At 61.0% G+C, this 23,496-nt stretch carries 27 protein-coding genes and 1 tRNA gene; 24 read left to right on the top strand and 4 right to left on the bottom strand.

Translation table 11 applies throughout. The features are described 5' to 3' along the window. The first annotated feature begins 119 nt into the window (after window positions 1-119). The 11 genes from Q7S58_RS11330 (at window position 120) to Q7S58_RS11280 (ending at window position 8,786) form a co-directional block, all read left to right on the top strand. On the top strand, window positions 120-374 hold the full coding sequence (locus Q7S58_RS11330) for a hypothetical protein (RefSeq protein ID WP_304825160.1): 255 nt from the start codon (window positions 120-122) through the stop codon (window positions 372-374). A gap of 103 nt (window positions 375-477) precedes the next feature. Next, on the top strand, window positions 478-831 hold the full coding sequence (locus Q7S58_RS11325) for a DUF2335 domain-containing protein (RefSeq protein WP_304825271.1): 354 nt from the start codon (window positions 478-480) through the stop codon (window positions 829-831). A 144-nt stretch (window positions 832-975) separates the two neighbouring features. Beyond that, window positions 976-1,050: transfer RNA gene (locus Q7S58_RS11320), tRNA-Val, on the top strand. A 149-nt stretch (window positions 1,051-1,199) separates the two neighbouring features. Continuing rightward, window positions 1,200-3,140 (top strand): threonine--tRNA ligase, encoded by a 1,941-nt coding sequence (thrS, locus tag Q7S58_RS11315; RefSeq protein ID WP_304825158.1) that lies wholly within the window; start codon window positions 1,200-1,202, stop codon window positions 3,138-3,140. An 85-nt stretch (window positions 3,141-3,225) separates the two neighbouring features. Further along, entirely contained in the window at window positions 3,226-3,711 is a 486-nt protein-coding gene (gene infC / locus Q7S58_RS11310; RefSeq protein WP_304825155.1) for a translation initiation factor IF-3, read from the top strand. A gap of 35 nt (window positions 3,712-3,746) precedes the next feature. Further along, window positions 3,747-3,944, top strand: a complete 198-nt coding sequence (gene rpmI, locus Q7S58_RS11305) for a 50S ribosomal protein L35 (protein ID WP_304825152.1) — start codon at window positions 3,747-3,749, stop codon at window positions 3,942-3,944. A 66-nt stretch (window positions 3,945-4,010) separates the two neighbouring features. Next, on the top strand, window positions 4,011-4,376 hold the full coding sequence (gene rplT, locus Q7S58_RS11300; protein WP_304825149.1) for a 50S ribosomal protein L20: 366 nt from the start codon (window positions 4,011-4,013) through the stop codon (window positions 4,374-4,376). 148 nt (window positions 4,377-4,524) lie between these two features. Then, window positions 4,525-5,571, top strand: a complete 1,047-nt coding sequence (locus Q7S58_RS11295; RefSeq protein WP_304825147.1) for a phenylalanine--tRNA ligase subunit alpha — start codon at window positions 4,525-4,527, stop codon at window positions 5,569-5,571. After that, window positions 5,568-7,982: a phenylalanine--tRNA ligase subunit beta gene (gene pheT, locus Q7S58_RS11290; protein ID WP_304825145.1), complete on the top strand. Its 2,415-nt coding sequence runs from the start codon at window positions 5,568-5,570 to the stop codon at window positions 7,980-7,982. Before Q7S58_RS11295 ends, pheT begins: the two co-directional genes overlap by 4 nt. Window positions 7,983-8,022: 40 nt before the next feature. Beyond that, a complete protein-coding gene (locus Q7S58_RS11285; RefSeq protein WP_304825143.1) occupies window positions 8,023-8,316 on the top strand; it encodes an integration host factor subunit alpha in 294 nt (97 codons plus the stop codon). A gap of 86 nt (window positions 8,317-8,402) precedes the next feature. Next, window positions 8,403-8,786 carry a MerR family transcriptional regulator gene (locus Q7S58_RS11280; RefSeq protein WP_304825140.1) on the top strand — a complete coding sequence of 128 codons (384 nt, stop codon included), beginning with the start codon at window positions 8,403-8,405 and terminating at the stop codon, window positions 8,784-8,786. 387 nt (window positions 8,787-9,173) lie between these two features. Here Q7S58_RS11280 and Q7S58_RS11275 read toward each other — a convergent pair whose 3' ends face one another. The 4 genes from Q7S58_RS11275 to Q7S58_RS11260 form a co-directional block, all read right to left on the bottom strand. Then, window positions 9,174-9,422 (bottom strand): hypothetical protein, encoded by a 249-nt coding sequence (locus Q7S58_RS11275; RefSeq protein WP_304825138.1) that lies wholly within the window; start codon window positions 9,420-9,422, stop codon window positions 9,174-9,176. A 93-nt stretch (window positions 9,423-9,515) separates the two neighbouring features. After that, window positions 9,516-9,731 (bottom strand): hypothetical protein, encoded by a 216-nt coding sequence (locus Q7S58_RS11270; protein ID WP_304825136.1) that lies wholly within the window; start codon window positions 9,729-9,731, stop codon window positions 9,516-9,518. Between the two features lie 11 nt (window positions 9,732-9,742). Next, a complete protein-coding gene (locus tag Q7S58_RS11265) occupies window positions 9,743-10,528 on the bottom strand; it encodes an enoyl-CoA hydratase-related protein (RefSeq protein ID WP_304825134.1) in 786 nt (261 codons plus the stop codon). A 54-nt stretch (window positions 10,529-10,582) separates the two neighbouring features. After that, a complete protein-coding gene (locus Q7S58_RS11260) occupies window positions 10,583-10,816 on the bottom strand; it encodes a hypothetical protein (RefSeq protein WP_304825131.1) in 234 nt (77 codons plus the stop codon). 110 nt (window positions 10,817-10,926) lie between these two features. On the opposite strand from Q7S58_RS11260, the gene Q7S58_RS11255 reads away from it, so the two are divergent. The 13 genes from Q7S58_RS11255 to Q7S58_RS11195 all read left to right on the top strand — a co-directional run bounded on the left by Q7S58_RS11255 (window position 10,927) and on the right by Q7S58_RS11195 (window position 23,474). After that, complete coding sequence (locus tag Q7S58_RS11255) at window positions 10,927-11,373, top strand: hypothetical protein (RefSeq protein ID WP_304825129.1); 447 nt, start codon at window positions 10,927-10,929, stop codon at window positions 11,371-11,373. A 191-nt stretch (window positions 11,374-11,564) separates the two neighbouring features. After that, window positions 11,565-13,280 (top strand): type II secretion system ATPase GspE, encoded by a 1,716-nt coding sequence (gene gspE, locus Q7S58_RS11250; protein ID WP_304825127.1) that lies wholly within the window; start codon window positions 11,565-11,567, stop codon window positions 13,278-13,280. 21 nt (window positions 13,281-13,301) lie between these two features. Next, window positions 13,302-14,531 (top strand): type II secretion system inner membrane protein GspF, encoded by a 1,230-nt coding sequence (gene gspF, locus Q7S58_RS11245; protein ID WP_304825124.1) that lies wholly within the window; start codon window positions 13,302-13,304, stop codon window positions 14,529-14,531. A 23-nt stretch (window positions 14,532-14,554) separates the two neighbouring features. Continuing rightward, complete coding sequence (gspG, locus tag Q7S58_RS11240; RefSeq protein WP_304825122.1) at window positions 14,555-14,971, top strand: type II secretion system major pseudopilin GspG; 417 nt, start codon at window positions 14,555-14,557, stop codon at window positions 14,969-14,971. Between the two features lie 49 nt (window positions 14,972-15,020). Next, window positions 15,021-15,563, top strand: a complete 543-nt coding sequence (locus Q7S58_RS11235) for a prepilin-type N-terminal cleavage/methylation domain-containing protein (RefSeq protein WP_304825120.1) — start codon at window positions 15,021-15,023, stop codon at window positions 15,561-15,563. Beyond that, window positions 15,560-15,973, top strand: a complete 414-nt coding sequence (locus Q7S58_RS11230) for a prepilin-type N-terminal cleavage/methylation domain-containing protein (protein WP_304825118.1) — start codon at window positions 15,560-15,562, stop codon at window positions 15,971-15,973. The genes Q7S58_RS11235 and Q7S58_RS11230 overlap by 4 nt, the downstream gene beginning before the upstream one ends. Then, the gene (locus Q7S58_RS11225; RefSeq protein ID WP_304825116.1) at window positions 15,970-16,638 is read left to right on the top strand and encodes a prepilin-type N-terminal cleavage/methylation domain-containing protein; all 669 of its coding nucleotides are present in this window, start codon (window positions 15,970-15,972) and stop codon (window positions 16,636-16,638) included. The genes Q7S58_RS11230 and Q7S58_RS11225 overlap by 4 nt, the downstream gene beginning before the upstream one ends. After that, a complete protein-coding gene (gene gspK, locus Q7S58_RS11220; RefSeq protein WP_304825113.1) occupies window positions 16,632-17,585 on the top strand; it encodes a type II secretion system minor pseudopilin GspK in 954 nt (317 codons plus the stop codon). The genes Q7S58_RS11225 and gspK overlap by 7 nt, the downstream gene beginning before the upstream one ends. Before the next feature lie 31 nt (window positions 17,586-17,616). Continuing rightward, window positions 17,617-19,083 carry a type II secretion system protein GspL gene (gspL, locus tag Q7S58_RS11215; protein WP_304825111.1) on the top strand — a complete coding sequence of 489 codons (1,467 nt, stop codon included), beginning with the start codon at window positions 17,617-17,619 and terminating at the stop codon, window positions 19,081-19,083. Between the two features lie 2 nt (window positions 19,084-19,085). Then, entirely contained in the window at window positions 19,086-19,730 is a 645-nt protein-coding gene (gene gspM, locus Q7S58_RS11210; protein ID WP_304825109.1) for a type II secretion system protein GspM, read from the top strand. Continuing rightward, window positions 19,723-20,580 (top strand): type II secretion system protein GspN, encoded by an 858-nt coding sequence (gspN, locus tag Q7S58_RS11205; RefSeq protein WP_304825107.1) that lies wholly within the window; start codon window positions 19,723-19,725, stop codon window positions 20,578-20,580. The genes gspM and gspN overlap by 8 nt, the downstream gene beginning before the upstream one ends. Window positions 20,581-20,684: 104 nt before the next feature. Next, on the top strand, window positions 20,685-21,689 hold the full coding sequence (locus Q7S58_RS11200) for an LLM class flavin-dependent oxidoreductase (protein ID WP_304825104.1): 1,005 nt from the start codon (window positions 20,685-20,687) through the stop codon (window positions 21,687-21,689). 234 nt (window positions 21,690-21,923) lie between these two features. Beyond that, window positions 21,924-23,474, top strand: coding sequence for a tail fiber domain-containing protein (locus tag Q7S58_RS11195; RefSeq protein WP_304825102.1), 1,551 nt, complete (start codon window positions 21,924-21,926; stop codon window positions 23,472-23,474). The last annotated feature ends 22 nt before the right edge of the window (window positions 23,475-23,496 follow it).

Here is a 23,496-nt window from a genome sequence, read left to right as displayed (position 1 = left end):
TCAAATTGCGCGTAATTCCGGGCGGAAAAGTGAGCAAACCTCGATGAGCAGAACGAGAGGGTTCAGTCAAATCTGCATATGGCTTGCGGCCGTTCTCTCGACGCCTTATAAATTAGGGTATGGGAGAAACCAAAGACGTGCAGACGGGGTTTCTTTTTGCCTCTCCGAGCTTCCTATCAGGAATTGCTCGCCTCTTCGATCTATTTTGCCAATTGGATTTTTACAACGTGAGCCGGACTCCAGAGGAGGCCGACGCGCGCGCCACATATTCTGATTGGCGAATTACAGGACAAGACCTTCGCGATGCGTTTTGGGCCTATGATACCGATAGAGAAATGAGGCAGCGCAACTTGTTTGATAGCAAGGTCGCGTAGCAATCGTGGCTGACCCTGATGAGGTTCAGCCTACTCCGGTCGCGGCACCCAAAACCGCAGCCATAGGCTTCCGTGCACAACTCGATTTTTTCTCCGGCCCCCCCTGCCCTCGCCCGAAGTTCTAAGACGGTACAACGAAATATTCCCTGGCTGCGCTGAGCGAATTGTCGCCATGGCCGAGGCTCAGGCGCATCATCGCCAATATCTTGAAAAAACGGTCATCGATTCTAATGTCGCAAGTCAAAAGGCGGGTATGCGATATGGTTTTATTCTGTGCTCGATTGCGTTGATCGGAGGTCTAGGATTATTGGCTCTAGACAAAAGCATAGCCGGATTCACAGTCTTGTTAGCCGATCTGGCTTCGTTCGCGGCGACGACAATTTATCTGCGCTGGAGTCAGCAACGTGAACGCGCGAAAAAGTTGGAGCCGATGCCGCCCGCGCCCGCGCGCGAATAATCGGTGTCTTAATTTCCCGCATCGAGTGGCTTAATTCAGCCAGTGCCCGGCGGCGCGGGTTGGTTGCTCGGATGCGACAGATGAGTTAGCGTGCGGAATTGCTTGCGAACTTTGCACACACCCAATTCAATACCTCGCGCGTGAAGGCACGTAGCTCAGTGGGAGAGCGCTTCCTTGACACGGAAGAGGTCGGCGGTTCAATCCCGCCCGTGCCTACCAGTAGCGCTCAAAAGTTTGATTCGGCCGGCGATCGGTTCGCGCGTCGTGCCGCCGTTTTTGCTCCTCAACGAAATCCGCTCGCGCCTCCTCGCGATCTCCGATGCGTTTGAATTCGCTTCGCGCGCCGCAATGATTACAATCTTCTCTTGATGAGTTCCGAAGTCACCGTCACCGTGAGCGGCGAATCCCGCGCCGTGCCGCATGGCTCGAGCGTGCGCGACGTGCTGAAGCATATCCCGGGACGCGACCTGGTCGCCGCGCGCGTCAACGGCAAGGTCGTCGATCTCACCCGCAAAATCGAGCAGGACACGGTCGTCGAGCCGATCCTGGTGGACAGTCCCGACGGGCTCGACGTGATTCGCCACTCGACGGCCCACCTGATGGCGATGGCGGTGCAACAACTTTTTCCCGGCACCCAGGTCACGATTGGCCCGGTGATCGAGGACGGCTTTTTTTACGATTTCGCGCCCAAGACTCCGTTCACGGTCGAGGACCTGCCGAAGATCGAAGCGAAGATGCGCGAACTAGTTAAGGCCGATCTCAAGGTCGAGCGAATCGAGATCGCGCGCGAAGATGCGATCCGCCAGTTCACCGCGATGGGCGAGAGCTACAAGGTCGAGATCATCCAGGGGATTCCCGACGACACGGTATCGATCTATCGCGAAGGCGACTGGATGGATCTTTGCCGCGGGCCGCACGTCCCCTCGACGCGCTATTTGAAGATATTCAAGCTGACCAGCGTCGCGGGCGCGTACTGGCGCGGCGACGAGCATAACGCGATGCTCTCGCGCATCTACGGCACCGCGTTCGCGACCAAGGAAGCGCTCGACGAGCATCTGCGGCTGATCGAACTTGCGCGCCAGCGCGACCATCGGAAACTCGGCCGCGAGATGGGGCTCTACCTGTTCGATCCGATTTCGCCGGGCTCGCCGTTTTATCTGCCGAAGGGCACGATCATCCTGAATGAACTGACCGACTACATTCGCCGGCTGTATCATCGGTACGGCTTCGACGAAGTCGTCACGCCGCAAGTGTTCAAGAACGAGCTGTGGCATACGTCGGGGCACTGGGAAAATTTCCGCGAGCACATGTTTATCTCGCCGGACCCCGAGGGCGAGATGACCAGCGTCGATACCGGTCCCGACGGATGGCATCACGGGTACGCGCTGAAGCCGATGAACTGCCCGGGGCATACTTTTATTTATCGCGCCGACAAGCGCTCGTATCGCGATTTGCCGCTCCGGATTGCGGAGTTCTCGCGGCTCCATCGCGCGGAGCGATCGGGCACGCTGCACGGCATGATGCGGGTGCGATCGCTCTCGCAGGACGACGCGCATATTTTCTGCCGCGAAGATCAAATCGAAGACGAGGTCGCGCTCAATTTCCAGATGGTGCGCGACGTGTACGGCGCCCTCGGTTTCGAGCGCGTCGAGTTCAAGCTCGCGACGATGCCCGAGCAGCATCTCGGCACCGAAGAGCAGTGGCGCATGACCGAGGCCAAGCTCGGCAACGCGATGAGCCGCAACGAGATCGCATACGAGATAAATCCCAAGGAGGGCGCGTTTTACGGGCCCAAGATCGAGATTTACGTTTCCGATGCGCTCAAGCGCCGATGGCAGGTGGCGACGATTCAGCTCGATTATAATAATCCCGAGCGCTTCGATCTGACGTACATCAATAGCAGTGGCGCCGCCGAGCGTCCCGTGATGATTCATCGCGCGATCCTCGGTTCGCTCGAGCGCTTTATCGGCGTGCTGATCGAGCATACCGGCGGCGTGCTGCCGTTCTGGCTCGCGCCGGAGCAGGTGCGCGTGCTGTCGCTCAGCGAAAAGGTCGAGGACTACGCCAAAGAGATCGCCGAGTTGCTGAAGCGCGACGGATACCGGGCGCATCCCGATATCCGCAACGAAAAATTGGGATTCAAAGTGCGCGAGGCCGAAATCGCCAAGGTGCCGTACATGATCGTCGTCGGCGAGCGCGAAGCGGCCGAGCGATCGGTATCGCTACGGTTGTTGCGCGGCGAAAAGAGCAACGCGATGCCGCTTGCAAATCTGCTCGAACTATTGAAGAAGGAGCCGATTCCGGCTTAGTAAGGATCATCCGGCCGTTTGCCGGAGGAGGTGCTTTATCCGAAGAGATTTCAGAACCCCGCCCTCACGAGAGCCCGCGATTCGCGTGAACAACCAAATCCGCGCTCAAGAAGTCCGCGTAATCGATGCCGACGGCACCCAGGTCGGAATCCTGCCGTTGCGCGACGCGATCAAAGTTGCGGAAGGCCGCGGCCTCGATCTGGTCGAAGTATCGGCAACGGCGGTGCCGCCGGTTTGCAGGGTCACGGATTTCGACAAATATCGATACGCGCAGAAGAAGAAAACGCACGACTCGAAGAAGCACACCGTCACCATGATCAAAGAGGTCAAGATGGGGTCGGCGACCGGGCAGCACGACGTGGACTTCAAAGTGAAGCATATCAAGCGTTTTGTTGAGGAGGGGCATCGTGTTAAGCTTTCGGTTTCGTTCCGCGGCCGTGCTATTACTCATCCGGAACTCGGACGGGCGCTGATCGAGCGAATAATCGGGCAAGTAACGGATATCGCGCAGGCCGAAGGGACGCCGCGAATGGAAGGGCGTAGCATGTCGGTGCTGTTGACGCCGCGATAACGCAAGAATTTTTGAGTTGAGAAGTTAGCGGGACGATGCCGAAAATCAGAACCAGCCGCACCGCGGCCAAGCGCTTCACCGTCAGCAAGTCGGGCAAGGTCAAGTTCAAGCACGCGTACGCGCGGCATATGTTTACGAGCAAAGATCCGAAGCAGAAGGCGCGGCTCCGCAAGACCGGGATTCTCGGCAAGGCCGACGCCGCCAAAGTTCGCGCGATGATGCCGTACGCCTGAACGATCTCAATCGCCACTGATTTGCACATACAATCAAGGCAAAAATCAAGGAAGGACTAAACTCCGATGCCTCGCGTCAAAGGCGGACCCCAAGGCCGCCGCCGTCACAAACGACAATTGAAACTCGCCTCCGGCTTCGTCGGCGGGCGCAAACTTTACAAGCAGGCCCGCTCGACGCTCGAAAAGGGCCTCACCTACGCGTATCGCGATCGCAAGCAGAAGAAGCGCGAGTTCCGCGCCTTGTGGATCGCGCGAATCAACGCGCTCGCGCGGGAGAACGGAATCTCGTACAGCGCGCTGATCGACGGACTCAAAAAGGCCGGCGTCGATGTCGATCGCAAGATGCTCGCGGCGCTCGCAATCGAGCGCGACGGATTGTTTACCGAGCTGGTGCGCGCCGCGAAAAGCGCGCTCGGCTCTGCAGCAGCATAGAGCCGCGCCGCTCAAGCACTGCGCACCAAACACCATGTGGTAAACACCACATGGTGTTTTGTTTTGTGCGCAACGGATCGCGAGAGAGCCGTGGCAGAAAATTCGGACCGACGAACTTTGATGCGGGAACTACGATGCGGGAACTACGATGAAGGAACAACTCGAGGAAATCAGGCGGCGCGCGATGTCCGAACTCGGCGACGACGCCGGCGAGGCGGAAGTCGATGCGGTCCGGGTGCGCGTGCTCGGTCGCTCGGGCGAGCTCACCGAAATCATGCGCCGGATGCGCGAGGTGCCGAACGAGGAGCGCCCCGCAATCGGGCAGCTCGTCAATCAGATCAAGCGCGAAGTCGAGGCGCGGGTCGAGGCGCTCGGCGAGAAACTGAAAGCGGCGACGCTCGAGAAATCGCTCAACGAAAAGCGCTACGACGTGACGCTGCCGGGCATGCGGATCGCGCGCGGGCGAATCCATCCGGTGACCGACATCCTCGAGAAGATGCTTAAGATTTTCGAATCGCTCGGCTTCGAAGTCGAGATGACGCAGGATATCGAAGACGACTTCCACAATTTCGAGGCGCTGAACTTCAAGGAGCATCATCCGGCGCGCGACATGCAAGATACGTTTTACGTCGAGGGCGGGATGCTGCTCCGCACGCATACCTCGAACGGCCAGATTCGCGTGATGGAAAAGCGCCGGCCGCCGCTTGCGATCGTATGTCCCGGCAAATGCTATCGGCGCGACGATCTGAGCGTGCGCGCGGCCCCGATGTTCACGCAGATCGAAGGTTTCATGGTCGATAAAATCGGGCGCGTCACGATGGCGCATCTGAAGGGCGTGCTCACCGAGTTCGCGCAGGCGTTTTTCGGCGCGGCCGCAGTGCGCTTCCGCGCGAGCTATTTTCCGTTCACGGAACCGAGCGCCGAACTCGACATCCACTGCCTGCTCTGCGACGGCGCTGGATGCCCCGTCTGCAAGCATTCCGGATGGACCGAAGTGCTCGGCTGCGGAATGATTCATCCCAACGTGCTGCGCGCGGTCGGCTACGACGCCGCCGAGTACCAGGGCTTCGCTTTTGGAATGGGCGTCGAGCGCACCGGATTGCTGAAGCTCGGCGTCGATGACATGCGGCTGTTCTTTGAAAACGATCTCAGATTCCTCGCGCAGTTCCCGGCTTTGAGTGGAGGCGCGCGATGAAGCTTCCGCTCAGTTGGCTCAAGGATTTCGTGAACCTCGATGCGAGCGCGGACGAAATCGCGCGGCGCTTAAGTTTCGCGGGCCTGGTGGTCGAAAATATCGAGCGGCTCGCGCCCGGATTCGCCGGCGTGTTCGCGGCCAAGGTGCTGCACGTCGAAAAGCATCCGAACGCGGATCGTTTGAATCTTTGCGAGGTCGACGCGGGCGAGAAAGGCAAATTCAAGGTCGTGTGCGGCGCGCCCAATGTGAAGGCCGGAATGGTAGCCCCACTCGCGCTGGTCGGCGCGAGGCTTGGCAAGGAACCGCCGCTGGAAGCGGCGACGATTCGCGGCGTGCAATCGGAAGGGATGCTCTGTTCGGAGCGTGAGCTCGGGCTCTCGCAGGATCACGCCGGCATCCTCGCGCTCAGCGCCGACGCTCCGATCGGCGCGGACGTCTCGAACTATCTGCATCTGGACGACACGATCCTGGACGTCGAGATCACGCCGAATCGCGGCGATTGTCTTTCGATCCTCGGACTCGCGCGCGAAGTGTCGGCGCTGTTCGGCGTCAAGCTCCGCGCACCGAAGTTGCGCGCGACGCATTCGCCCGCATCCCCCGACGCCGCGCAGATTTCCGTGACGATCGACGCGATCGATTTATGCCCGCGCTACGCCGCGCTCGCGATGTCAAATATCAAGCTCGGACCCTCGCCCGCGTGGCTGCGGCGCCGCCTCGAACTCAGTGGGATGCGCGCGCTCAACAACGTCGTCGATGCGACCAATTACGTGATGCTCGAACTTGGGCAGCCGTTGCACGCTTTCGACTGGACGAAAATCGCCGATGGCCGGATCGTCGTGCGACGCGCGGGCGCTACGCGCGCGTTCACGACGCTGGACAACGTCGCGCGCACGCTCGAATCGGATGATTTGCTGATCGCCGATTCAGAGAAGCCGCTCGCGATCGCGGGCGTGATGGGCGGCCTCAATTCCGAGGTCGGCGAAGCGACCGAGACCATCCTGCTCGAGAGCGCGTACTTCGAGCCGATGACGATCGCGCGGACTGCGCGGCGCCTCGGACTCCGCAGCGAAGCCAGTTATCGTTTCGAGCGCGGAATCGATCGCGCCGGGCAGGTCGCCGCGCTGATTCGAGTCGCCGAGCTGATTCGCAGAATCGCAGGCGGCCGCGAATCTTCGATCATCGCGGATTTCGAACCGCGCAAAGCCGAGCCGCGCGAAATCATCCTCGATCTCAACGCGATGGAAGCATTGCTGGGGGTCGCGACTCCGGCCGCGACTGCGAAGAGCCGGCTCAAATCGCTCGGCGCGCAAGTTACGACGCGCAGCAAATCGACGCTCGCGGTGATTCCGCCGTCGTTTCGTTCCGACCTGAACGAACAGGCCGACCTGGTCGAGGAAGTCGCGCGTCTCAGCGGCCTCGAGGACATCCCGGCGGCGATGCCCGCGCGGATCGCGAAGCTCGCCAACGTCAATCCCGAGCGCGAGTTTATCAAGGGCACGCGCGAGGTGATGCTCGGCTGCGGCCTCACCGAGGCGACGACGCTCGCGTTCACCGCGCCGGTCGAGAATCAGCGTTTTCCCGGCGCGCAATCGAGCGCGGCGCCGGTGAAGGTGACGAATCCGCTCTCGGCTGAACTGAGCGAACTGCGACTCAGCCTCGCCGCCGGTCTGGTCACCGCGCTACGTTTCAATCTGAATCGCGAGGCCAACAGTTTTCACGCATTCGAAATCGGCAAGACGTTCGCGATGGAAGGCGATCTGCCGCTCGAGCAGAATCGGCTTGCCGCGATCAGTTACGGAACCTACGCGCTGGCGGCAATCGGCGAGCATGGAGTGAAGGCGGGCTTCTTTTCGATGAAGGGCGTGCTCGAAACTTATCTCGACGCGATTGGAATCGCGTCGCGGGTCGCATTCCGGCCGGTCGCAGATGGCGAGGCGCCGTTTCTTCATCCGGGACGCGGAGCGATCGTTATGCTCGACGGCGAAGCGGTCGGCCTAATCGGCGAATTGCATCCCGCGGAAGCGATGCGGCTCGACTTGAACGACCCATGCGCGCTGTTCGAACTTGACTTAGCGCAACTCATTTCTTATGGTTTCTGGCCGCGCAAAACGATTGAGGCGCCACCGAGATTTCCTGCGATACGGCGCGATCTGGCGCTGGTTCTGGATCGAAATTTCCCGGCGGATGTGATAGTCAGGACCATTCGGGAGTGCGGCTCGTCACTGCTGGAAAGCGTCGAGGTCTTCGACGTGTACGAGGGGACCGCAGTGGCGGCGGGACGGAAGAGCATAGCGCTGGCTTGCCGATATCGGGCGAAGGATCGCACGCTGACAGATGAGGAGGTCAACCGCGTTCATGCGCTGCTGGTGGAGCAGGCGCAGGCGCGATTGGGGGCGGAGTTGAGGCAGTAGAGCGTGCCTGACGCGGGTGGGGAAACATACGCCGCAGGGCATGACCAAGGCAGATCTCGTGGATCTGATCTACGAGCGTGTAGGTTCCTCGAAGAAGGAAGCCTGCGAAGTCGTCGATGCGGTGTTCGCGATTATCCGGGATTCGCTGCGCCAGGGCCAAAAAGTCAAGGTCTCCGGCTTCGGCACCTTTGTGGTAAATCAAAAGCATGCGCGCAAGGGTCGCAATCCGCAGACCGGCCAGCCGATTACGATCGTTTCGCGCCGCGTATTGACCTTCAAGCCGAGCCAGGTTTTGAAGGACCGGGTTAACAACGGTACGAAAAATAAATCATGACTGGAAAAACACGCCATCCATCTGTTCGGAGGCGTAACCCGCAGCCGCCTGCGTCAGGCTCGAACGCGGCAACTCCCGAGCGCGGTTTGAAGATCGGCGAAGCGGCCAAGATTCTCGGGGTCGAGACCTTCGTGCTGCGCTTCTGGGAAACTCAGTTTCAGTTTCTGAAGCCTAAGCACACCCGCACCAAGCATCGCTTCTACCAGGAGAGGGACCTCCAAGTGCTGCGCCTGATCAAGCGATTGCTGCACGACGAAGGGTTCACGATCGCGGGCGCCAACAAGCACATCAGGGAAGCCGGCCTCGACGAGTTGCTCGCCGGCAAATCGAAGATGCTCGCGGCGGCGCAGAAGGCCTCGCAGCAATCGTCGTCGGCGCATCAGGCTCCGGCGCTCGACGGATCGGCGCGGCGCGTGCTGAACGAGGTGCGCGAGGATCTGAAGACGATCAAGAAACTGCTCGAAGACTAGCGCCCCGGCACATACGTCAAAAGCCGAATCGTTCAGCTACAAACGGGCTCACACACCGACAGCGGGTCTGGTCCCCCGTCATCGTGAACCGAATGCCCAATCCGTCATCTTGAGGGGAGGCCTCGCCGGTCCTCATCCGTCATCTTGAGCGGAGGCTGCCGGAGTCGAAAGATCCCGGCTTCTTTTACCTCTCGTTCCGTCACCCGAGTGGCATAGGACGGCAGGCTTCGCCTTGGTGATGAAGCAGTGGCGAGATCACTCATCCGCGAAAAATCATGCGCGGAGCGAGGAATACCATCAATGGGATCCCTCGCTCCGCGAGATTGTTCGCTCCGCGGAGCAATGGCGAGTCCTGTGCGGGCGGAGGCCAGCACATTGCAAGAAAGCCTACTTGGTCAGACCGACCGCGCGGCTCGATTTGGCGCTGCGCTCGCGCGCTGCGAGCAACGCCTCGACGTTTTTCGCGCCGCGATAGCCCATCTGATCGGCCAGATACTCAGCCAGTTTCCGCTGCGAAATCTTCGGATCTGCCTTGATCTTGTCTTCGGCCAGTTCGGAAAGCACGCTGTTCAGCGTTCCTTCGGATTCCTGGAGCGTTTCGAGAATCGGAGAGGGAATCAGTGAGCCATTCCTCATTTTGCACCTATACTGACCATCATAGCACAACCCGATCGGCGGTGCTGCACGACTGATCACTCAATTCGCCGAGTGCTCCGCGTAACCGGAAACTCAGTTTTTGTTCTCCCTGAACTCCGGCCGCAATGCGTAGATCTCTTCGATACCCGGAATCCCGCGCGGCGTCTCGTCGTCGAACAACACCGAAACCACGCCGTAAAATGCCACCATCGTCCAGAACGCCCCGGCCTGGACCGGCGGATACCCGACGCTCGCCGCCAGCAGCGCCAGCGTAGTGATCATCTGCCACAGTTGGTCGGACTCCGGCATCGTTTACTGGATCATTCGCCGGTCCAGTTCGGCTTGCGTTTTTCGGAGAATGCCAACGGTCCTTCGACCGCGTCCTTCGATCGAAACAGCTTCGTAGACAAATCGTAATGCTTCGCGATTGCCGCCTCGGTCGTCATCCCAAGCCCGTTCATCGCCGCTTCCTTCGACGCCCGCACCGACAGCGGCGAGCATTCCATGATCTCGCTGGCCCATCGTTCCGCCGTCGGAATCAGATCTTTCATCGCAACGACTTCGTTGACGACTCCCCAACGATGAGCTTCCTCTGCCGTGACATGCTTGCCCGTGAGCATCATGCCCATCGCGATTTTGAGCGGGATATGGCGCGGCAAGCGATGCACTCCGCCAGCCCCCGCCATCAATCCGACGCGCGGCTCGGGCAATCCGAAGCGCGCGTGCTCGGCAGCGATAATAATATCGCATGCGAGCGCGATCTCGAACCCTCCGCCGAGCGCGAAGCCGTTGACCGCCGCGATGATCGGCTTGGTGATATCGTAGCGCGCCGTGATGCCGGCGAAGCCGCCCTTCCCGCGCAGCGCGTCGGTCACGATCCCGCGATTCTCCGCGGTCCAGCGCAAATCGTTGCCCGCCGAAAACGCCTTCTCGCCGGCGCCCGTGATAATCGCGACCCACATTGCCTTGTCGGCCATGAAGTCGTCCCACACGCCGTCCATCTCGATATGGCAAGGCGGATGGAGCGCGTTCATCCGCTCCGGGCGATTCAGCGTGATGTACGCGATATGGTTGCGCTTCTCATATTTGATGAACTTCAAATCCATGACTTCATTTCCCTCCCGCAGATCGACTCCCGCGGATGTTAGTATTTGCGAACTTCAGCTTTCGTCGAGCAGTTCGAAAAACGCGTCGATACTGCGCATCAGTTGGCGGCGGATTTGCGCCCGCGTGCCCTCGATCAGATGCATCGTTACACGCCCGCTACTGCCATCGGCAAGCGTGACGTGCGCTTCATCGACGGCCGCGATACCCGTCTGCTCGAACAGGCGCATGCCATAGACCAGCGCTCCGCGCTGCGACGCTCCTTTCACCAATGTCAGCTTACGCGCCATCCGCGACTCCTCGCTCACACATCGCTAGCTGTATAGCATACTGTGGTGGAAGTTGGTTCCGTGCGCCGGACGCGTTGACATCGGCGCATCGGGCCAACACAATCGCGCCGATGAATCGATTTTACCTGCCCGCGATGCTCGCACTGACGCTGCTGGCCTTGTGCCAGAGCGGATGCGGTCTCGCGTATCAGACCGGCACGCGCCTCAAGGCGTCGCACATGTCGAATTCGCTGGAAGCCGGCGAGACTTCGCCCGACGTGCATCGCAGATTCGGCGAGCCCGATATCCGGCAGTACCTGCCCGGCAACACCGAAGTCTGGAGTTATCCTTACAAGCCGAACAGCAATGACCTGACCGCGCAGTTGCTCTACACCTCGGCCAAGGACGGCGATTCGGGAACCTTTCTCGATTTGAAGTTTGTCAATGGCAAACTCGTCTCATGGATGCCGGCCGAGCATACGATGGCGCCCAAGCAGCACACCGGCCTTGGCATGGGAATCGGCGGGGGTCCGATCGGCAACGGCACGCAGCTGACGCCGGGAGCCGTGCACTACTAGATCCGGTTGATTCTGGAGCTGCGGGAGACTCGATCGCGCTTGCGTGCTTGCAAGGGGCTTCAAGCATCGTGTCTAATTGAGAGTCGTGGCCTGACTGGGGAGATTTGGTTCGAACTGGGGAACTTCTGTAGCTTTATGACTGAATCGGTATCGTCCTCGAGGCGCCCGCCGGAGTCGATGAAAATCGCATAATGGCGACTGCGCGCAAAAGCTTCGAGGCTATTCTGCTGGATCGATCGTGGGTCTCTCCGCAAGACCTCGACAAGGCTCGCCAGCGCAAGAAGCCCGGCCAGGAACTCGCCGACGTGCTGGTCGAGATGGGCGCGCTCGAGCCGCAGCGCCTGGCGCGCGCGCTCGCGCAGGAATATCGCCTGCCGTTTCAAGCGCATATCGACGAGCATGCGCTCGACCTCGCGCTGGTGCGCAAAATTCCGATCAACTACGCCAAGAAGAACCGGCTGCTGCCGCTTTCGAGCGCCAACGGCACCGTCACGATCGCGATCGCCGATCCCGCGAACTACGAACCGCTGGACGATTTGCGCCTGCTGTACAGCGCGCAGATTCAGCCTGTGATCGCGCCTGCCGAGGTAATCGCCGACGCCACCAATCGCGCCTACGATCAGGCGTCGGCCACCTCCGCCGAAGACCTGATGATCGATCTCGAGGAAGAACGGCTCGACGTCGTCGCCAATGAACTCGCGCAGGAGCCGCGCGACCTCCTCGAGTCCGACGACTCCGCGCCGATCATCAAGCTGGTCAACGGCGTGCTCTCGCAAGCGGTGAAGGATCGCGCCAGCGACATTCATATCGAGGTCTTCGAAAAGGAACTCGTCATCAGGTTCCGCGTGGACGGGATGCTCTACGACGTATTGTCGCCGCCGAAGCGCTTTCAGCCTGCGATCACCTCGCGCGTGAAAGTCATGGGCGGTCTCAATATCGCCGAGAAGCGCCTCCCGCAGGACGGCCGAATCAGGCTGCGCATCGCGGGCCGCGATATCGATATCCGCGTGTCATCGATCCCCACCGCGTTCGGTGAGCGAATCGTGCTGCGGCTCCTCGATCGGGCGCAGGCCGCAGTTGACATCAACCTCGATCAACTGGGCTTCTCGGGCGACAATCTCAGCCGCCTCGATCGCCTGATTCGGCAGAGCCACGGAATCATTCTGGCGACCGGTCCAACCGGTTCCGGCAAATCGACCACGCTTTACGCGTGTCTTAGCCGCATCAATTCGCCCGAGAAAAACATCATCACGATCGAGGATCCGATCGAGTATCAGCTCCGCGGCGTCGGCCAGATGCAGGTGAATCCGAAGATCGATCTCACCTTCGCCAGCGGCTTGCGATCGATCCTGCGCCAGGATCCCGACGTCATCATGGTCGGCGAAATCCGCGACAGCGAAACCGCTGAAATCGCGATTCAGGCCGCCTTGACCGGCCATCTCGTCTTTTCGACGCTCCACACCAACGACTCGTTCGGCGCGGTCACACGACTGGTCGATATGGGTATCGAGCCGTTCCTGGTGTCGTCGTCGATCCTGGCCGTGCTTGCGCAGCGGCTGATCCGCAAACTCTGTCCGGACTGCCGCGAGCACTACATTCCCAGCGCGGACGAACTCGCGCGCATCGGGCTCAAGCCGGAAACGCTGACCGGCAAAGTCAGCCGGCCCAAGGGATGCCGCAATTGCCGCAACACCGGCTATCGCGGCCGCATGGCGGTCCAGGAACTGATGATCATGGACGACGAGATTCGCGCGCTCGTCATGAAAAACGCCGACGCGGCCACGCTGCGGCGCCATTGCACCGCGCGCGGCATGAAGCTGCTGCGCCAGGACGGCGCGGCGCGCGTGCTGCTCGGCGAGACTTCGATCCAGGAGTTGCTCCGGGTCACGCAGGAAGACATCGGCTAGCTCTGGCGCCGAATTTTCACGATGCCCGTATTCGCATACCGCGGACTGGCCGGCGATGGCCACAACGTCAGCGGCGTAATCGACGCCGACAGCGCGCGCACCGCGCGCGGCAAACTCCGCGCCTCGGGAATTTTCCCCACCGTGCTGAACGAGGAAGCCGGCGCCGCCGAACGCGCGACCGCGGTCCGCGAATGGTTCCCCTCGCTGTGGCGCCGCCCGATGCCAGGGGCGGAACTCGCGCTGCTCACGCGCCAATTGAGCGCGCTGCTCGGCGCGGGCGTGCAACTGGTCGATGCGCTCGGGGTGCTTAGCGATCAATCGACTCGCGCCGCGACCAAGCGGATGCTGTCCCAGGTGCGGGAGCGCGTCCGCGAAGGATCGTCGCTGGCCGACGCGCTGATGGCTCATCGCGACACCTTCTCCGAGCTCTACATCGGGATGGTCCGCGCGGGCGAACAAGCCGCCGCGCTGGAAGCCGTGCTCGATCGCCTCGCCGAGTACAGCGAGCGCCAATCTGAATTTGTCACCAAGGTTCGCGGCGCGCTGACCTACCCGATCATCATGATGTGCGTCGGCACCGCAATCATGGGCTTCCTGGTGGCTTACGTGGTACCGCAAGTGGCGACCGTCTTCGAGCAACAGCACGCCGCGCTGCCGCTTGCGACCAAGATCCTGATATCGCTGTCGGCGATACTCACCACTTACTACCTGCCCATCCTGTTGCTGATCATCGCGATCGTGGCGGGGATCATAGCCGGCCTTGCGACTCCGCGCGGACGCAGAATTTACGACACCGCGATCCTCCGCTTGCCGTATATCGGTCCGACGGTGATCCGCGTCATCTGCGCGCGCTTCGCCCGCACGCTCGCGACGCTGCTCTCCAGCGGCGTTCAGTTATTGCCCGCGCTCAACGCGGTCAAAGGCGTCGTCACCAACGGGCTGCTCAAGGACGCGATCGAAAAAAGCCGCGAAAGCATCCGCGAAGGCAGCGGCATGGGGCAGACGCTCTCGGCCAGCGGGATCTTCCCGCCGCTGCTGATCGAGATGATTCGCGTCGGCGAGCGCTCCGGCGACCTCGAGCGGATGCTCGAGCGCGTGGCCGACAATTATGAGCGCGAGGTCTCTCATTCGCTCAGCCAGATGACCACCGTGCTGGAACCCTTGATGACCGTCGCGATGGCGGCTGTTATCGTATTCATGATGCTGGCGGTGCTGATGCCGATCTTCCAGCTCAATCAGTTGATGCAATGAACAACCAAGGGGGAGGATTCGCGATGAAGTCACGCAGGTACAATCAGGACGGTTTCACCCTGATTGAAATCATGGTGGTCATCCTGATCCTCGGGTTGCTCGCGACGATCGTCGTGCAGAGTCTGCGCGGCGCCGCCGACAAGGCCAAACGCGTCAAGGCCCAGGCCGACCTCGCCGAGTACAAGACCGCGCTCGATCGCTACTACCTCGACAATGGCACCTATCCGAGCACCGACCAGGGCCTGAGCGCCCTCGTCACTCCGCCCTCCAGCGGCCGCATTCCCGCCAACTACGAGAGCGGCGGTTATATCGAGCGAATGACCAAGGATCCGTGGGGCGGCGCCTATTTCTATCAGAGCGACGGCAGCGCGTACGTACTCAAATCCTACGGTCCGGACGGGACCGAAAGCGCCGACGACATAGACGCCAGTCGATCGTGACGAGGCTATGATTTTTTCGCCGCGTTCACCCCGGCACACCACTCGCATCATGCGCGCGCGCTCGTCGGCGCGATCTGCAAGTCCCGGCTTCACGCTGCTCGAACTCGCCGTCGTCATCTTCATCATGGGCCTGATGCTCTCGCTGGTGATGCCGTATCTCGGCGGATTTAAGCAAGCCGCGCTGCGCAGCCAGGCCCGCCGCCTGGCGGGACGGGCGACCTTCATGTACGACCAGGCCGCCGGTCACAAAGTCGTCCTGCGCTTGACCTTTAATCTCGACATGAATGCGTATGCCGTCGCGCGGCTCGATCCTTACGCGATTCGCCCGGTGTTTCAGCCCGACCAATCGCCCACCGGCAGGCCTGTCATACTGCCGCCCGAGGTCCAGATTCGCGACGTCACCGTCGAAGGTATCGGCACCGTCAAGCGCGGCGTCATCTCCACCAATTTCTATCCGGAGGGGTACGTGAACGCGACGATCGTCCATCTCCAGGATTCCTCCGGCAACGTGATGACCCTGATGTTCACGCCGCTCACCGGCAAAGTCGTGATTGCGCGGGGCGACGTGATGCCGCGCGGTATGTATCGATGAAAGCGCGCCGCGATCGCGCTGCCGGCTTCACCTTGATCGAAGTGATGTTCGCGATGGCGATCCTCGGCGTCTCGCTGATGGGCCTGCTGAGCTTGCAGCATCAGGGACTCCAATCCGTCATTCGCTCGCAGGACATGACGCAAGCCGCGATGCTCGCGCAGACCGTCATCACGCAAGCCGAATTCGACCGCTTCCCGGTTATCGGCCGAACCAGCGGCAACTTCGAATCGCTCTTTCCCGGCAAGTATCGAAACTACCGGTGGCAACGAATCGTCTCGGCGTCCGGGATGTTTCCCGACGTCCGCAAAGTGACGGTGTTCGTGTACTACGGGCCGAAACTGGGGCGCAGCTTTTCGCTCACCGAATTTTTGCATTCGCCGATGCCGCCCGAGGCTCAGAACCAGCCATGAAATCCGCGCGTAACCGGCTCATCGCCACGTCCCGCGGATTCACGCTGATCGAGATGATGCTCGCGATCGGCGTGCTCGGCCTGATCCTCTCGATGCTCGCCAGTTCCTTCAACGTCGTCGCGCACAGCAAGGTCCACGCCGAGGGCCGCCTCGACGCGAACCGCGAAGGACGCTCGATGCTCTGGCAAATGACCAATGAAATTCGCGGCGCGGTGCAGACGCCGGTCGCATTGAGTCATGTGCTGGTGATCGGCCTGGGCCGCTTCGGCAACAACGGTCCGATCGACACGATTTCGCTCTGCACGCTCGACGCCGGACACGGACGATCGCTCACCGGCGGCAGCGCCGAAGCGCTAATCAGCTACAACATCGTGCCCAATCCCGCGCACACCGGCTGGTACATGCTGCAACGATCCCAGCAGAGCGGATTGCTGTTTTCGCCGGGCCGCCCGGTTTATTTCACGATCGCGGAGAATCTGCTCTCGCTCCATATTCGGTACTTCGACGGCCAGCGATGGAGCGAAAGCTGGGATTCCTCGAGCCTCCCGCGCGGCCGCCAGTTGCCAATCGCGGTCGCGCTGCAACTCAAGATGGCCTCGACCGGCGGCGGCACGATGGATTTTGCGACGCAGGTCACCGTGCCGATGGGAATCACGCAATGGTGACGCGGCTCAAAAAAAACGAACGCGGCATCGCGCTGCTCGCCGTGCTGCTCGGCATCGCGCTGATGACCATGCTGGTGGTGGACTTCGCGATGTCCGCGGGTCTCGGCTACGTGTCCGCGGCGAATCAGGCCAATGAACTCCGCGCCTACTATCTCGCGCGCTCGGGAATCAGTGTCGGTATCGCGCTACTCGCCGCAGATGCGCGCGCGCAAACCCAGACCGAATCGCCCGCCGACTCGCTGCTCGACCGCTGGGCGATGCCTTTCCCGCCGATGCCGCTCGAGGGCGGCGTCGTCAGCCTGTCGGTCGTCGATGAAGCCCGCAAGCTGGCAATCAACTCGCTCATCGATCCCAACAAGGGCGTGCCGAACGCCGCCGCAGTCCAGCGCCTCATGCGCCTGTTCACTATCCTCGGAGTCAGTCCCGATCTCGTCCCCGCGATCCTCGATTGGACCGATCCCGACGAGACGGATTCGCCGGGCGGCGCCGAAGCGAACTACTATCTTTCGCTGAGGCCACCCTACCAACCCCGCAACGGCCCGATGCCTACCCTTGGCGACCTCAGGATGGTTCGCGGCGTCAGCGAGGCGGTTTACAACCGGATCGCGCCATTTCTTACCGTGATGCCCGAGTTGCAGGTAAACGCCAACACTGCTTCGCCACAGGTGCTAGCATCGCTCGAGCCGGAATTGATGGAGGATCCGAAAATCGTCGAACAGATCATGGCGGTGCGCCTGGTCCAACCCTTTACAAAGGTCACCGACGTCGCCAATCTGCCAAGCGTCGGCACCATCGGCACGCGCCTTACGCAGGACATCACCACGCGCAGCCAGTTCTTCACGATCCGTGGAATGGGAATTTTCGCCGGCGCGCGCAAGACCGTTTCGGCGACCTTTCATCGCGAACAGAATGGCACCGGCACCCTCGCAACCTGGAATGAAGACTAGGATGATAGGGATCGGCATCGCATAAAATATCGTGGCTCAACGAATCCTCGCGCTGCAATTGATCGGAGATCGGGTGCGCGCCGCCTCGGCGGAGCGCTCCTGGAATTCCTTTCAGCTCACCGGCGTGTTCGAGAAGGAACGCGCGCCCGACGAGCCCGATCTGAGCGGCGCGCTGTCGCGGCTCGCGGTCGAGGCCGGCGAGATCGATATCGTGATCTCGGCGCTGCCGTCGGATCAGGTCGCCAAGCGCCTGCTCGAATTGCCGTTCAAGGACGGACGCCGTCTGCATCAGGTGGTTCCGTTTGCGCTCGAAGAGCATCTTCCGTTTCCCGTCGATAATGGCGCCGTCGCCTTTTCGCGCGTCGGGCAGCGCGACGGCCACTCGCTGGTGATGGCTGCGATGGTCCGCAAGACCGATCTGCAACAGCATATCGATTTGCTCGCCAAGGCAGGCCTCGATCCGAAGATGGTAACGCTCGCGCCGCTCGCGCTCGCAGCTTTGATCGGGCGGGCGCGCAACGGCGCAGTTCCGACTGCGCACATGGTCGTCGAAGGCGACGATTGCTCGACCACGCTGGTCCTCGTCGATGAGTCCGGAACACCGCGCGCGCTACGATCGATTCACGGCGGCCTGATGACGGCCGACGGCACTGCGGTTTCGTCCGACGAGGCGTCCTCGATTCTCAACAGTCTGCGCCAGACGCTGCTCGCGCACGGCGGCGAACTCGAACAGACCGACATTATTCTCGCCGGCGCCGCGGGCACCCTGCCGCAACTCCGAAGCCTGCTCGCCGATTCGCTCGCATTGGCGGTGCGCGACGGCGGCGACTTGGACTACTCGCCGATCTTCGAAGGCCAGGCGCCCGATACCGGAAAGTTCTCGTCATGCGTTGCGATGCTCGCGAGCGAGTTGCCGACGGCGCCCGCCAACCTGATCAATTTTCGCCAGGGCGAATTTCTTTTTCGCGGGCGCATTCGCGGCGATCTGACGCCCTTCTACACTTCCGGAATTCTTGCCGCTGTGTTGTTCGCCGCAATCCTCGTGCACTTCGCCCTCGGCGTCTCGGCCCGCCTTCATCGCTTGAACCTGATCAACACCGAAATCGAGAAAGTCGTCGCGCCCGTGCTCGGTCATGCCGATCCGGCCAACGCGCGCACCGAACTGAGGGACGGCATCGCGAAGATGAATCATCGCCTGCGCCTGATCGGCGGCAATCTCTCGCGGCATTCGCCGCTCGAGACCCTGGCCGCGATCTCGGGGGCATTGCCGCCGCGATTTCCCGTCGAAATCAACGACATGCAGATCGACGGCAACGCAGTGCACATCACCGGCCAGGCTGATTCATTTGCAACCGTCGATTCCGCCAAGCAGGCGCTCGATAAGAGCGGATATTTCGGAGCGATCGAAGTCAGCCACGCGAAAGCCGGTTCCGATCCGAACAAAGTCGATTTCCGGCTCGACGCGAGCTTCAAGGACAGCGGCCCGGCGGCGGAGTGATCATGTTTAGAGAGCGGCTCGAACGATTGCGCGCGCGCCTGATTGCGCTGATCATGCCGTACCTGGGACAAATCTCCCGGCGCATCGATCCGCTGCTTGGTCAGGCGCGTGGCCGTTATCAGAAGTTCGAGCCTCGCGAACGACTACTGGTCCGCATCGCCGCGGGACTGTTCGGCGCGTTCATTCTCTACAATGTCGTTTACCTGCCGATCGTTGGTATCGGCGCCGGTCTGAATGACAAGATCGAGCAGCGCCAGCGCGATCTTTCGAGTATCCGCCGCCTTGCCGCGAACTACGCGGCGCTCAAAGGCGACCTCGCCAGTGCCGAGCATCGCACCGTCCCCGACAACCGGGACTTCTCGCTCTTTTCGGTGCTCGAAGCCTCGCTCACCAGCAGCCTTGGCCACGACAAGATCGCTTCGATCACGCCCGGCTCCGATCGCAAGCTCACCGACGGCTTCACCGAACATAGCGTGCAGTTGAAACTGCAGAACGTGGACCTCGCGCAACTGGTGGGCGCGCTCTACGCGATCGGATCGATGTCGCAGCCGGTCGGCATCTCCGCCCTGCGCATCCAGCGGCGCAGCGAAAATACTCACGCCTACGACGTTGACCTCACCTGCATTGCGCTCGCCCGGAATGCTTGATTCGCGCCGCGAAGTCCCGGCGCAATCTTCGCAAATCTGGCTCGTCCGCTCGAGCTATGCGCTCTTTGGCGTCGTCCTGTTCCTCGCTTTCGTGATCGCGACCTTCCCCTACTCTGCGACCTTGACCAACCTGCTCGCGCCGATGGCGATGCAGATCTCGATCGCCGATCAGCACCTCGATTTTCCATTCGGCGCCCGGCTAAGCGACGTTCGCGTCACCTCGGCCACGTCGGGCGCGCCGGTCTTCGAAAGCCCTGCCGTATCGGTGACGCCATCGTTCCTGTCACTGCTGATGCTTCATCTCGGCGTCCACGTCAACGCCGATCTCTACGGCGGCGTCGGCAAAGTGACCGCGCGTCCGAGCGGCGGCGGCACCGCGCTCAGCTTCGATCTCAAAACGGTGGACATCTCGCGCCAGCATCTCTACCAGTTGCCCGGCGTGACCGCGTCGGGAATCCTCTCGGGCAACGGCGAATTCTGGATCTCGCGCGACGACTTTGAAAAGAACACCGGCCGCGGCGATCTCAGCGCATCAAGCCTGCTTCTCAGCACGGTCATCACGCCGATTCGACTCGCCAACGCGGTCGCAAAGTTCAAACTCGATCAGGGCGTCCTGACGATCGAGAGTCTGAAGACTGCGGGCGGCGACCTGATCCTCGACGCGAGCGGAACCATTCAAATCGGTCCCGACGCCGATTCGACCATCCTCGCGTTGCAGTTCACCCTTACGCCGACGCCCGCCGGGGCGGACCGGTTTAGATTCTTGCCCGCGCTGCTGCCGCCGCATCCGCCGGGTTCCCCCGAGGCCTATCAGATCACCGGCGCGCTGAGCGCTCCGCGAATCCGCTAGCGCATCTCCTAAATCGATTCGAGAAACCGCGGCGCCAGGCTTGCCTTGCGGCGATGCGCGATTAGTTACACAATCCGTGAAAATCTCGTCGCGCGGAAACTTCGATGCCATCAGAAAAAAAGCTCGGCCTGCACACCTCGATATTCGGCGCCCCGCTCGCCGATCGCCTCGCAATTGTCAGCGAAGCCGAACAACTCGGCTACACCTCGCTCTGGATCGCCGAAGTCTCCGGCCCCGACGCTTTCGTCAGCCTCGCCGCACTCGCGCTCAACACCAAAAAAGCCGAACTCGCAACCGGCGTCGTGCCAATTCAGATTCGCACGCCCGGCGTGATGGCGATGGGCTTTCTCACCATCAATGAACTCTCGGGCGGACGCGCGATTGCGGGTCTCGGCGTCTCGAGTCCGGTAATCGTCGAGCGATGGCACGGCGCATCGTATAGAAAACCGGTCACCGCGATGCGCGAGTGCGTCGCGATCATGCGCCAACTCTTCACCGACGGGCGCTCGAAGTTCGAGGGCGAGGTTTACAAATCCGACTTCCGCCTCGGGATGCGCGCGACCGCGCCGCGACCGCCGAAAATCTACCTCGCCGGTCTGAATGCGCCGATGCTCCATCTCGCCGGCGAAATTGCCGACGGCGTCCTGATGAACTACTCGCCGCCGGATGCGATTGCGCCGATGGTCCAGCATATTCACGCCGGCGCCAAAGCCGCGGGCCGCGATCCCGCCGCAATCGACGTTGGCATCTACATCCGCATGTGCATCACCGAGGAGGAAGACAAGGCCGTCGATTCGTTCCGGCGCGAGTTGGCCGGCTACGCGTTCGTCGATAGTTACAACAAGATGTTCGCGCGCTACGGGTTGTCGGCGGAGTTCGAGGAAGTGCGGCGGCTATGGAAGGAAGGCAAGCGCGACGACGCGCCCACGGCAATCAAGGAAGAGTCGTGCCGCAAAATCGCGGTGTTCGGACCCGCGCAGGCCGGCCGCGATTTCGTCGCGCGATTTCGCGCCGCCGGCGTGACTCATCCAGTCGTGTTTCCGATCGGTCCCGCCGCGACCAGCGCCCGCGATTATTCCGCCACGATGCGCGCCCTCGCGAATGCCTGAAAATGTCGCGTTGATCGCGCCGCCTTTGAGTGTCGCGACGCTGTTGGCTCTCCTGCTTCTATTTTCGCGCCGCGTGATTGCCCGCGCCGGGTTCTCTTCATTGCCGCCGGGTCGATTTGCGCAAATCAAAGCAGTTGGCGCATCATCGAAAGGAAACGAAGACGGTCCGGCGCCGCTCAAACGATAAGTAGGCGCGATGCCGCTATATCTCAACCATTTTGAGGCAAGGTATCCATGAACAAGCGGAACCAGACAGTTAAGACTTTCCTGTTTTCGATAACCGCATTGGTGATAGGGCTGTCGTGGGCCGGAATTGCGTCGGCGTTCTCGACCAACACCAAACTGGGCGACGGCGCACTAGCAAGCGTCACAACTGGCACTGACGATACCGCGATCGGCGCCAATGCGCTCAATGCCACCACTTCTGGCGTGCAGAATACCGCGACCGGTTCGGGTGCTCTGCAAAACAACACCACCGGCAATCTCAATACCGCGAACGGAGTTCAATCGCTCAACAGCAATACCACCGGCAAAAACAATACTGCCCTTGGATGGCAAGCATTGTTCGGCAACAATACCGGACACGACAACACCGCCACCGGATTGGCGGCTCTGCAAAGCAACAGCTCGGGCTTCTTCAATACCGCGACTGGCGTGAACGCGCTGGTCTTCAACTCGACGGGCAACTACAACACCGCCGATGGAACGAAGGCCCTCGAGGCGAACACGACTGGTTTTCAAAATACCGGCAGCGGTGTGCAATCGCTCTTCAGGAACCTCACCGGCCATGACAACACGGCCGCCGGATTTCAATCACTGTTCGACAACACCACCGGTTATAACAACACCGCCAGCGGATCGGGCGCTCTATTCACCAACGATTCCGGCACCAACGATACCGCTACCGGCCGGCGCGCGCTCTATGGCAACACCACAGGCCTCAATAACACAGCGACCGGCTCGGTGGCGCTTTACACCAACAGCACCGGCAACAATGACACTGCCACCGGTTTGCAGGCGCTCTTCAACAACACGACCGGCAACAACAATAACGCCTACGGGGTGAACGCCCTGTTCAAGAACACTACCGGCCAGAACAACATCGCTCTTGGCTTCAGTTCAGGGTTCAATCTGACTACAGGCAAGAACAACATTGACATTGGTAATCAGGGAATCGCGGCTGAATCAGCCACCATTCGAATCGGTACTCAAGGCGTCCAGACTGCGACCTACATTGCAGGCATCCTCGGCAGCGCGGTGAGCGGCAGCGACGTAGTGATCAATGGCAGCGGTCGCCTTGGAATAGTAGTGTCTTCCGCCCGCTACAAGCACGACATCGATGACATGGGAGCCTCGAGCGAGGCTTTGTTGAAGCTCCGTCCGGTAACGTTTCGGTACAAGGACGACCAGCTAGGCACGAAACAGTACGGTCTGGTCGCGGAAGAAGTCGAACGCATCTATCCGGAGTTGGTGGTGCACGCTATGGACGGAAAAGTTCAGTCGGTGCGCTACTCGATGCTATCGACGATGTTATTGAACGAGTTGCAGAAAGAGAGCAGGCGAAATGAGCACCAAGCCAACCAGCTCGTTGAGCTGACAAGAACGAATCAGACTCAATCTGCTCAGCTAACTCAGTTGAAGGCACAGATGGAAGAATTGAGAGCAAGTAATAAGCGTGAGCTTCATGCTATGAGCATCGCGGTAGCAGCACGTCTAACGACTCTCGAGCAATCGATTCGCGCCGGTAGTGGACCTCGCAAGGTGGAAGCCGCCTTCAATCAGTAAAGGTAGTCGCTACCTACTCGCG

Origin of the sequence: Candidatus Binatus sp. (assembly GCF_030646925.1) — a bacterium.
Classification (GTDB): Bacteria; Desulfobacterota; Binatia; order Binatales; family Binataceae; genus Binatus.
This window is presented reverse-complemented; position numbering and strand designations above follow the sequence as displayed.

Excerpts from the sequence above, each read along its gene's own strand:
- Q7S58_RS11270 (WP_304825136.1), bottom strand. The coding sequence starts at position 9,731 with ATGCCGGAGTCCGACCAACTGTGGCAGATGATCACTACGCTGGCGCTG.
- Q7S58_RS11230 (WP_304825118.1), top strand. The coding sequence starts at position 15,560 with ATGAAAGCGCGCCGCGATCGCGCTGCCGGCTTCACCTTGATCGAAGTG.
- gspN (WP_304825107.1), top strand. The coding sequence starts at position 19,723 with ATGCTTGATTCGCGCCGCGAAGTCCCGGCGCAATCTTCGCAAATCTGG.
- Q7S58_RS11260 (WP_304825131.1), bottom strand. The coding sequence starts at position 10,816 with ATGGCGCGTAAGCTGACATTGGTGAAAGGAGCGTCGCAGCGCGGAGCG.
- gspF (WP_304825124.1), top strand. The coding sequence starts at position 13,302 with ATGCCCGTATTCGCATACCGCGGACTGGCCGGCGATGGCCACAACGTC.
- Q7S58_RS11285 (WP_304825143.1), top strand. The coding sequence starts at position 8,023 with ATGACCAAGGCAGATCTCGTGGATCTGATCTACGAGCGTGTAGGTTCC.
- Q7S58_RS11255 (WP_304825129.1), top strand. The coding sequence starts at position 10,927 with ATGAATCGATTTTACCTGCCCGCGATGCTCGCACTGACGCTGCTGGCC.
- Q7S58_RS11330 (WP_304825160.1), top strand. The coding sequence starts at position 120 with ATGGGAGAAACCAAAGACGTGCAGACGGGGTTTCTTTTTGCCTCTCCG.
- rpmI (WP_304825152.1), top strand. The coding sequence starts at position 3,747 with ATGCCGAAAATCAGAACCAGCCGCACCGCGGCCAAGCGCTTCACCGTC.
- gspG (WP_304825122.1), top strand. The coding sequence starts at position 14,555 with ATGAAGTCACGCAGGTACAATCAGGACGGTTTCACCCTGATTGAAATC.
- thrS (WP_304825158.1), top strand. The coding sequence starts at position 1,200 with ATGAGTTCCGAAGTCACCGTCACCGTGAGCGGCGAATCCCGCGCCGTG.
- pheT (WP_304825145.1), top strand. The coding sequence starts at position 5,568 with ATGAAGCTTCCGCTCAGTTGGCTCAAGGATTTCGTGAACCTCGATGCG.
- rplT (WP_304825149.1), top strand. The coding sequence starts at position 4,011 with ATGCCTCGCGTCAAAGGCGGACCCCAAGGCCGCCGCCGTCACAAACGA.
- Q7S58_RS11200 (WP_304825104.1), top strand. The coding sequence starts at position 20,685 with ATGCCATCAGAAAAAAAGCTCGGCCTGCACACCTCGATATTCGGCGCC.
- gspK (WP_304825113.1), top strand. The coding sequence starts at position 16,632 with ATGGTGACGCGGCTCAAAAAAAACGAACGCGGCATCGCGCTGCTCGCC.
- Q7S58_RS11235 (WP_304825120.1), top strand. The coding sequence starts at position 15,021 with ATGCGCGCGCGCTCGTCGGCGCGATCTGCAAGTCCCGGCTTCACGCTG.
- gspM (WP_304825109.1), top strand. The coding sequence starts at position 19,086 with ATGTTTAGAGAGCGGCTCGAACGATTGCGCGCGCGCCTGATTGCGCTG.
- Q7S58_RS11195 (WP_304825102.1), top strand. The coding sequence starts at position 21,924 with ATGAACAAGCGGAACCAGACAGTTAAGACTTTCCTGTTTTCGATAACC.
- Q7S58_RS11295 (WP_304825147.1), top strand. The coding sequence starts at position 4,525 with ATGAAGGAACAACTCGAGGAAATCAGGCGGCGCGCGATGTCCGAACTC.
- Q7S58_RS11225 (WP_304825116.1), top strand. The coding sequence starts at position 15,970 with ATGAAATCCGCGCGTAACCGGCTCATCGCCACGTCCCGCGGATTCACG.
- Q7S58_RS11275 (WP_304825138.1), bottom strand. The coding sequence starts at position 9,422 with ATGAGGAATGGCTCACTGATTCCCTCTCCGATTCTCGAAACGCTCCAG.
- gspE (WP_304825127.1), top strand. The coding sequence starts at position 11,565 with ATGGCGACTGCGCGCAAAAGCTTCGAGGCTATTCTGCTGGATCGATCG.
- Q7S58_RS11265 (WP_304825134.1), bottom strand. The coding sequence starts at position 10,528 with ATGGATTTGAAGTTCATCAAATATGAGAAGCGCAACCATATCGCGTAC.